8 protein-coding genes and 1 other annotated feature are annotated in these 9,362 nt (G+C 34.0%); of the genes, 6 read left to right on the forward strand and 2 right to left on the reverse strand.

Features of this window, described 5'->3' with window-relative positions; translation table 11 throughout:
* Positions 1-2: 2 nt before the first annotated feature.
* Positions 3-635, reverse strand: a complete 633-nt coding sequence (locus J5Y03_RS14595; protein ID WP_407648446.1) for a GNAT family N-acetyltransferase — start codon at positions 633-635, stop codon at positions 3-5.
* 184 nt (positions 636-819) lie between these two features.
* Between J5Y03_RS14595 and acsA the strand changes: the two genes are divergently transcribed.
* From acsA to J5Y03_RS14620, 5 genes are all read left to right on the forward strand, one after another.
* Positions 820-2,538 carry an acetate--CoA ligase gene (gene acsA / locus J5Y03_RS14600; protein ID WP_209406725.1) on the forward strand — a complete coding sequence of 573 codons (1,719 nt, stop codon included), beginning with the start codon at positions 820-822 and terminating at the stop codon, positions 2,536-2,538.
* Positions 2,539-2,663: 125 nt separating this feature from the next.
* Positions 2,664-3,269, forward strand: a complete 606-nt coding sequence (locus J5Y03_RS14605) for a group-specific protein (RefSeq protein WP_245208905.1) — start codon at positions 2,664-2,666, stop codon at positions 3,267-3,269.
* Positions 3,270-3,735: 466 nt separating this feature from the next.
* Positions 3,736-3,961: a binding site (T-box leader), on the forward strand.
* 82 nt (positions 3,962-4,043) lie between these two features.
* Positions 4,044-5,300: a tyrosine--tRNA ligase gene (tyrS, locus tag J5Y03_RS14610; protein WP_209406726.1), complete on the forward strand. Its 1,257-nt coding sequence runs from the start codon at positions 4,044-4,046 to the stop codon at positions 5,298-5,300.
* 74 nt (positions 5,301-5,374) lie between these two features.
* A complete protein-coding gene (locus J5Y03_RS14615) occupies positions 5,375-5,512 on the forward strand; it encodes a hypothetical protein (protein WP_209406727.1) in 138 nt (45 codons plus the stop codon).
* A gap of 116 nt (positions 5,513-5,628) precedes the next feature.
* The gene (locus J5Y03_RS14620) at positions 5,629-6,213 is read left to right on the forward strand and encodes a YdcF family protein (protein ID WP_245208906.1); all 585 of its coding nucleotides are present in this window, start codon (positions 5,629-5,631) and stop codon (positions 6,211-6,213) included.
* A 76-nt stretch (positions 6,214-6,289) separates the two neighbouring features.
* On the opposite strand, the gene rpsD is transcribed toward J5Y03_RS14620, so the two are convergent.
* Positions 6,290-6,892: a 30S ribosomal protein S4 gene (rpsD, locus tag J5Y03_RS14625; RefSeq protein WP_209406729.1), complete on the reverse strand. Its 603-nt coding sequence runs from the start codon at positions 6,890-6,892 to the stop codon at positions 6,290-6,292.
* A 457-nt stretch (positions 6,893-7,349) separates the two neighbouring features.
* Between rpsD and J5Y03_RS14630 the strand changes: the two genes are divergently transcribed.
* Complete coding sequence (locus tag J5Y03_RS14630; RefSeq protein WP_209406730.1) at positions 7,350-9,212, forward strand: sensor domain-containing diguanylate cyclase; 1,863 nt, start codon at positions 7,350-7,352, stop codon at positions 9,210-9,212.
* Positions 9,213-9,362: the final 150 nt, after the last annotated feature.

Below are 9,362 nucleotides of genomic sequence, written 5' to 3' on the forward strand. Positions count from 1 at the left end.
CTTTAGTACATAAAACGTTGGTGAAACCGAAGAGCATCAAAGAGCTGAATATCTTCTTGAGAAATATTTGCACCAAACCGAACCATTAGACAGTTAGCTGGGTGAGAGCAAATTTCAGGATCATCAGTCGCCATTTGCTCAAGTCCACCTGCATTCATCATTTTTTCCATCATTTTTCGGTATTCCCAAACATTTAATCCAGTTCCTTTAAGGTCCCAGTGCCAATAATATTCAGTTGTAATGATAATATAGTCTTCCATTGCACTGTCCATCATGGCAATACGAAGCATATTTTTTCCAACTGAATAGCCACGAAAAGCAGGAATGACTTCAATAGCACCTAACTCAATTAAATTTTCTAACGTAGTTTGAGACCAACGTTCTAGTGGATCAGGATATAAAAAAGTTACATAACCAACAATCATTTCATTTAGTCTTGCGATAATAATTCTTGCTTCTGGTAAGGTTGAAATGTCAATAATTGCTTCATGTTGTTTTTGGGGTGATCGAAAGGCAACTAAATCTTCGTGAAAAGAGTAGTCTTTTAGTAATTCTGTTTCAACCGGACCTTCAATCACTAATAGACCATTGTCAGTTGCAGTTGTCATTTGAAAGTACTTTTTCTTATGAATCAATGGTTAATCACCGGCCTTTACATATCAAATTAAATGACTTTACAGTAATTTTACAAGAAATGAATGAATACTTTCCATCTATTTTTGTCTAATTTTTTAAAAATAAATTATATTATAAAAATACTGAAAAAATATTATTACCAAGTTATAATTATAGTTATCAGTTACATAAGGAGGGATTTTGATGAAAGTGGAAGCGCTTCCTGTTTATAAAGGACACTTTAACTTAGAAAACTATGAAGAAACATACTCTGCATTTGATTGGAAAGAGGTAGAACAGAATTTCACGTGGCATACAACTGGAAAGTATAACGTGGCATATGAAGCAATTGACAAACATGTAAACACTCATCGAAAAAATAAAGTAGCCCTTTATTATCGTGACGAACAACGAAATGAAAAATATACATTTAAAGAAATGATGGATCAGTCCAACAAAGCTGCAAATGTATTAAAACAATTTGGTGATGTAGAAAAAGGTGACCGTGTCTTTATTTTTATGCCACGTCAGCCTGAACTTTATTTTGCTTTATTAGGAGCTTTAAAATTAGGAGCAATAGTAGGTCCGTTATTTGAAGCATTCATGGAAGGTGCTGTAAAGGACCGTTTAGAAGATAGTGAAGCAAAAGTATTAATTACGACGCCAGCTTTATTATCTCGCGTACCAATTAATGATCTGCCTGCATTAAAAACAATCTTTTTAGTAGGTGACAATATAGAAGAGGGCGGGAAACTAGTAGATTTCCAAGCTCATTTTAAAGAAGCAAGTAACAAATTAGATATTACATGGCTTGAAAGAAATGATGGCCTCATTTTGCATTATACTTCCGGTTCAACTGGTAAACCAAAAGGGGTTTTACATGTTCAGCAAGCAATGATTCAACATTATCAAACTGGAAAATGGGTAGTAGATTTACAAGAAGAAGATATTTATTGGTGTACTGCTGACCCAGGTTGGGTAACAGGTACTTCTTATGGTATATTTGGCCCTTGGTTAAATGGTGCTACTAACGTTGTGCTTGGTGGCAGATTTAAACCTGAAACATGGTATCAAACAATTCAAGATTTTGGTGTAACAGTTTGGTACAGTGCGCCAACTGCTTTCCGTATGTTAATGGGTGCTGGAAATGAGTTGATCTCAAAATTTGATTTAAGCTCTTTACGCCATATTTTAAGTGTTGGAGAGCCATTAAATCCCGAGGTGGTCAGATGGGGAGCGAAGGTGTTTAATCTTCGTATTCATGATACATGGTGGATGACTGAAACTGGAGCACAGTTGATCTGTAATTATCCATGTATGCCAATTCGACCTGGTTCAATGGGTAAACCATTCCCTGGAGTAGAAGCAGCAATCGTAGATCATAGCGGAAATGAAGTTCCTCCATATACAATGGGAAATTTAGCAATTAAAAAAGGATGGCCATCAATGATGGCAACGGTTTGGAACAACGAAGCAAAATATCAATCATATTTCGTTAATGATGAGTGGTATGTTTCTGGCGACTCAGCTTATATGGATGAAGATGGATACTTCTGGTTCCAAGGTCGCGTTGATGATGTCATCATGACGTCAGGGGAACGAGTAGGTCCATTTGAAGTAGAAAGTAAGCTAGTAGAGCACCCAGCAATTGCAGAAGCTGGTGTAATTGGTATACCAGACCCAGTACGTGGAGAAATCATTAAAGCATTTGTAGCTTTACGTGATGGATTTGAAGCAAGCGAAGAATTAAAAGAAGAAATCCGTAACTTCGTGAAAAAAGGATTAGCTGCTCATGCTGCACCTAGAATCATTGAGTTCCGTGACAAACTTCCGAAAACTCGCAGCGGTAAAATCATGCGCCGCGTATTAAAAGCGTGGGAATTAAATTTACCAACTGGTGATTTGTCTACAATGGAAGATTAATAATTAGTCTACTCTTGATACGGTTTCTCTTTTTAGGTGGAAAAAGAGAAACCGTATCTTATTATGTTGAAAAATGAGAAATATATTAGTGTTAATGTTTTTAGCTGTACGTAGGACTAAATTAATTGAAAATAGAATCTATGATAATGAATAAAGGGGGAGATTTTATTAAGTACGTTTATCATATGGTTCCAAATAAAATGAATGGTGAAACACTTTTCTCACTAAATAAAATAAAAGAATTAGATGAAGAACTATATAAGCAGTATGCCAAAAAATATTATGACCACCCTGAACGCCCCAAACTTTTGGAAAAAGATATTCCAAAACTGAATTGTTTGTGGAATGACGTAATACATTTTTTACCTATACAACCTAATCTTGTTTATAATGCATTAAAAATGGTGGGGGTTAATGCAAAAAAAGATTTAATGTTTTATAAGATTCCGACAAAAAATTTAATAAATAATAAGAATGCAATTTATTTATATCGAAAAGAAAATTATAAGGGACCAGCTGCTGAGATAGATAGGAATGATGTTAATATTATTGATATTGAAGAATATAAGGGGTTAACAGAAGTCTCAAAAGATACTATTGATTACTACGAGGAAGAAAATAAGAAAGGGAATAGATTTGGACTATTCTCATTTATTCCACATATTTTAAGTTTAGGTGAAGTTAGTATACTGGATGCAGAAGTAATAAATTGGAGTAATAAATTTGAATGATTTATTTTAATTGATTTAAAACGATGGTCTTGTTTTTCAATGATTTACTTTAACTGGACCAAAATTAAAAAAGGCTACCCTGGAAATAATATCTTAAAAGACAATCATTATAAGATGAATTACTTATATTCATGGGCTATGGTGAGAATTTTATTAGCATGGGTGTCTCTTTTCTAAATAAAATGTTTTTAATAACTGTGGGTATAGAAGTTGATTACTACGGAAGGTGCGAGACTCCTGTGGGAATAGCGGGAAGGCTGAGACCCCGCAGGCTTGCCGAGGAGGCTCAGCTCACGCCCCACGGAAAGGGAGCAACCTGGAGTTGTAATCAACTACGCATTCTAAAATAGCAACAATGTATACGAAAACAGATTTATATAAATACACTTGAGTAACCAGCAGATATTACAAATATCTATTTGACTTATTCTTTAATCTTATGTTATAAAAAATACATATGTCTTAATATTGAGCTTTGAAAGGCTTAGTAGTGTGAATGATTTCGTTTTAGAGAGCTGATGGTTGGTGAAAATCAGTACGTGCGATCACATGAATTACACCCTGGAGCATTCTTTTTCGAAGTGTAACAACTGAGGATAAGAACGGAAAACAGCCGTTAACTGTTTTAAGAGGTAGTTGCATATTGCACTACAACCAGGGTGGTACCGCGGATTTATACATTCGTCCCTACTGTTTATACAGTAGGGGCTTTTTATTTGCACTATTAAACATTAAATTAAATGGAGAGGTAGAAATACCAGAGAGGAAGAAACGATGGTAAACATACTTAAGGATTTAGAGTTTCGTGGATTACTTAATCAAATGACAGATGAAGAAGGTCTTACAAAACTTTTAGGAGAGGAATCTGTTTCGTTATACTGTGGATTTGATCCAACTGGTGACAGCTTACACATTGGTCACTTATTACCTGTATTAATGCTTAAACGCTTCCAATTAGCTGGACACAAACCGATTGCGCTTGTTGGTGGAGCAACTGGTATGATTGGAGATCCTAGTGGTAAAAAAGCTGAACGTACTTTAAATACAGCTGATACAGTTAAATTTTATAGTCAACGTATTCATGAGCAATTAATTCCATTCTTAAACTTTGACGGTGAGAATGCCGCAAAAGTAGTGAATAATTATGACTGGACTGCCGAATTAGACGTTATCACATTCTTACGTGATGTCGGTAAAAACTTCGGATTAAATTACATGTTAGCGAAAGATACTGTTGCTTCACGTTTAGAAGCTGGAATTTCATTTACAGAATTTAGCTACATGATTCTTCAATCATATGATTTCTTAAAATTATACCAAGATCATAATTGTAAGCTTCAAATTGGTGGAAGTGATCAATGGGGTAATATTACATCAGGTTTAGAATTAATCCGTAAAACGGAAGAAAATTCAAAAGCATTTGGTTTAACAGTTCCACTTGTTACAAAAGCAGATGGAACGAAATTTGGTAAAACTGAAGGTGGAGCGGTTTGGTTAGATCCTGAAAAAACAACTCCTTATGAATTCTATCAATTCTGGATCAATACAGATGACCGTGATGTTGTAAAATACCTAAAATGCTTTACTTTCTTATCACATGAAGAAATTAATGAACTGGAAAAACAATTCTTAGAAGCGCCTGAACAACGTGCAGCTCAAAAAGCGTTAGCTGCAGAAGTAACGAAACTAGTTCACGGTGAAAAAGCACTAGAGCAAGCAATTAAAATTACAGAAGCTCTATTCAGTGGTTCAGTAAAAGAACTAACAGCAGACGAAATTAAACAAGGCTTCAAAGATGTACCATCTTTCCAATTAGAAGAAGGAGAAATGGGCTTAGTTGACCTACTTGTTGCATCAAAAATCTCACCATCAAAACGCCAAGCACGTGAAGATGTTCAAAATGGTGCAGTATATGTAAATGGTGATCGTATCCAAGACGTTGCAAAAGTATTAACAAAAGAAGATGCAATCGAAGAACAATTCATCATTATTCGTCGCGGGAAAAAGAAATATTTCTTAATTACACTTTAATTATTGGATTTGCATAAACTTAAGGTGACTGCACACACTAACTTAGTACATTTAAAGTAATGGAGGGATAGTGTATGAGTCATGCAGCTGGAGGCTCTAAGAAAAATTGGCCAAATGACGCAAACCATGTAGATGCAAAAACAAAAGCATTTCAAAAAAGACAATCAAAAGAAAAGCAACAAAATCTAATGGATGAAAAATATCCAAGATAATTTATATAGGTAAACCTAGAGGCTATCTCTATTCTTTTAGAGATAGTCTCTTTTTTTATGGAAATGTTAGGCATTTTTCTTATAAAATGAAGAAAAGGGAATTAGGAGGTAACGGTTTGTTTTTTCTAAATAAATATGTAGTATGGTCAATCTGCATTGTTGGGATTGTTTTAGTTAGTATGTTTTTATTTACATCTTTCCTAGTGTTTCGTCAATATCAAGAAGCTGCTCCGAAAAATGCAGATTATTTAATTGTTTTAGGGGCAAGAGTAAAAGGGGAAAAACCGTCAAAGTCTCTGAAAAATAGAATAAAGGTAGCAGCAAACTATGCAAATTCCAATCCAAATACGGTAGTAATTGTTTCAGGTGGAAAGGGAAAAGGAGAAAAGATTTCTGAAGCAGAATGCATGGAAAGAGAATTAATTCAGCTGGGCATTCAAAAGCAGCGAATCATAAAAGAAGATCAATCGACAAATACATACCAAAATTTTATTTTTTCTAAACGACTGCTTCCAAAAGGTGCGAAAATCGGAATTGTTGTTTCTAATGACTATCATCTTTATCGAGCAAAGAAAATGGCAAGAAAAGTAGGACTTAATGTATATGGTTTGCCTGCAAAAACACCACTTAAAGCTATTCCTAACGCATACTTAAGAGAGCCGATATCTATTTTAAAAGCTATTTTATTGAAGCAGATGTAGGCATGAATAAAATAGAAGTAGATAAAAAAAACCCCTTTGGAAAAGTCCAAAGGGGTTTTGAATACTGTCATTAAAATTAACGGTTGTAGAACTCAACGATAAGAGCTTCGTTAATTTCAGCTGGTAATTCAGAACGCTCAGGTAAGCGAGTGAAAGTACCTTCTAATTTGTCAGCATTGAAAGTGATGTACTCAGGTACGAAGTTGTTAGCTTCAACAGCTTCTTTAACAACAGCTAAGTTTAATGATTTTTCACGTAAGCTGATTGTTTGACCTAATTTAACGCGGAATGATGGGATATCAACGCGTTTGCCATTTACTAAAATGTGACCATGGTTTACTAATTGACGAGCTGCACGACGAGTGCGAGCAAGACCCATACGGTAAACTAAGTTATCTAAACGAGATTCTAAAAGAACCATGAAGTTTTCACCGTGTTTACCAGAGAATTTACCAGCAGCATCAAATGTGCGACGGAATTGCTTCTCATTAACTCCGTACATGTGACGAAGTTTTTGTTTTTCTGTTAATTGTAAACCGTATTCAGATAATTTTTTACGTTGGTTTGGTCCATGTTGACCAGGAGAGTAAGGGCGTTTTTCTAATTCCTTACCAGTTCCAGTTAATGAGATGCCTAGACGACGAGATAATTTCCAGCTTGGTCCAGTATAACGAGCCATAGATGACTCCTCCTTTATGTTTTTATTTTGGAGTAAAATAAAAACGTCCGTGTAGCTCCGTAATTGCTTATTTTGCTTTCATGTACCTTCGCTCCAGCAGCCTGAGTTACGTGGTGACACCTCATATACTATGAGGAACAAAATAAAATCAAATGCGTACTAACAACGCTGCGTTATTTTACACAAATAATAGTATAACTAGATTTAATTTGATAGTCAATGTTTATTAAATTAAATCTAGTTTATTGGAAGTAACCATGCACCATTAAAATAGGAAATCATGCTTAAAAATAATAAAAAATAGTAAAAAGATAATGTTGCGATTCGACTGAATAGTAAAATTATTCATAAAATGTATATATTTGTAATAAAATAATTGTAGGAAATAATAACTAATTGTTTTATAATAAAAACTAGTTAAAATAGTATATTTTTTAATAGCAAGTAGGTGAGCTATATGAAAATCAATGAAAAAGAAATTTTATTTGAAATGAAGTCGGAATTTTTTGATTTTGTTAGTCGTCAAGATGATTATAAAAACTTTGTTCAATCCTATGAAGACTATGCGAAAGTAGTTTGTCGATTATTAATGCCTACCTCAGTATCTGTCCATCATTATATAAATCGTGTCGGATATTTTGAGGGGATAAAAATTATAAACTCTTCAATCTATTCAAAAGAACTTATTCGGATTGATAACGAGCAACATTTTCCAATTCAGTTTATACAAAGTGAAAAATATATTATTTATAAAAGTAGCCTACAAAAAACGATTTATCTTTGGAGTCATGATGAAGAAGGACTATCTCTTGTTGAATTAGATTTTAGTGGTAAAGAAGAGCTGATGGACCAATTTAGTTCAGAATTTTTGTTGAATTTCCATGAAGTGACATTTAATTTTAAAAATGTTAGTACACGTGCTCTACGTACGATTGAGCAAGGGAAACAGTATTTTGAACTATCCAAGATTACATCGAAACTTCATTCCTCTTTCGAGATTGAGTATGTATTAGAAGAAATCATTTCATCGCTTCGCACTGTGTATCCTAACTTTAATTATCAATTACTTTTTACAAATCAAACAATTGAACCATCGCATTTGCCTATTGCGCAATTTTCTCCAATGGATAAAGATGCTAACCCATATATCATTAAAGCTTATAGTGAAAATATTATTACATTTGAAAAAACAAATAATTCAACAAATATGTATATACCAATTCAAGGTCAACAAGGTGTTTATGGAGTACTTAAAGTAGAAAGTGATAAAGCCGTAGAGTACTTAAAGTGGGAAGAAGAATTCTTTAATATTTTAGCAACCAAAGCTGGTACAGCACTTGAAAATGCTAAGTTATATAAGCAAATTGAAGAAAGCGCGAAACGAACTCAATTTGTCAATGAAATATCACAAAACTTAAATCAAAATTTAAATATATTAGATGTTGTAAACTGCTTAGTGGATCATTTTAAAGAAACATTTCAATGTGAGGAAATTGCGTTAATCCTCTTGCATGATAATGAACCATATGAGGTTTTAAAAGGTAGTACAAGCTATTTTTTTGAAGAAGATGCAAAACTGTTTATTCATCACATTATAAAATCAACAATTGATCATGATGGAACTTTATTAAAGGTAAATGCTTGTTCAGAAGAAGCATTTCAATCCTTTCCATTTAATTCGATCCTAGCTGTAAAAATCGAGACTAAAGGATTAGCTGGAATCGTAATAATGCTACATAGAGATATATGCAAGTTCACTTATCAAGATCGTACATTGGTTCAAAATGTAATGGAACCAACAAAATTAGCATTACGTAATACGATTCTTCAAGACCGTTTAGAACAATTAGTAGCTACGGATCATTTAACTAATTTATTTTCTCGTGCTTATTTAGAAGAACAAATTCTAAAAAGTATCCAAGAGGATCAAAAAGGAACATTAATATTACTGGATATAGATGACTTTAAGAAAGTAAATGATCAATACGGTCATCAAATTGGTGATGATGTGCTTGTACAAGTCTCAAATATCATAAAAAGAGTTGTTAGATCTACAGACGTTGCAGCTAGATGGGGTGGGGAAGAACTTGCAGCTTATCTACCTAGAATTGGGGTAGAGGATGGCAAAAGAGTTGCTATACGCATTATAGAAGAAGTCGAAAAGATATCGAAACCAAAAGTTACGACTTCATGTGGAGTATCATCTTGGAATAAGACTGATCATAAAGATGCATCACTTAACGTTTTATTTAAAAATGCCGATGATGCACTATACGAAGCAAAAGAAAATGGCAAAAATAGAGTAATGGTATCATTTTAAAAGGGCTAGGAACTTCCTAGACCCTTTTTTATGTGCGCCCAGCATGTGCATAATCTATAGGGTGCAAGTCCCGAGCCATGAAGGCAGTAGTAGTGGTTAGCTTAAGACAAGGGTGTCTGTGGTGACGCAGAATCTGAAGGAAGTCGGCGG

Origin of the sequence: Gottfriedia endophytica, from assembly GCF_017814275.1 — a bacterium.
GTDB classification, from domain to species: domain Bacteria; phylum Bacillota; class Bacilli; order Bacillales; family Bacillaceae_G; genus Gottfriedia; species Gottfriedia endophytica.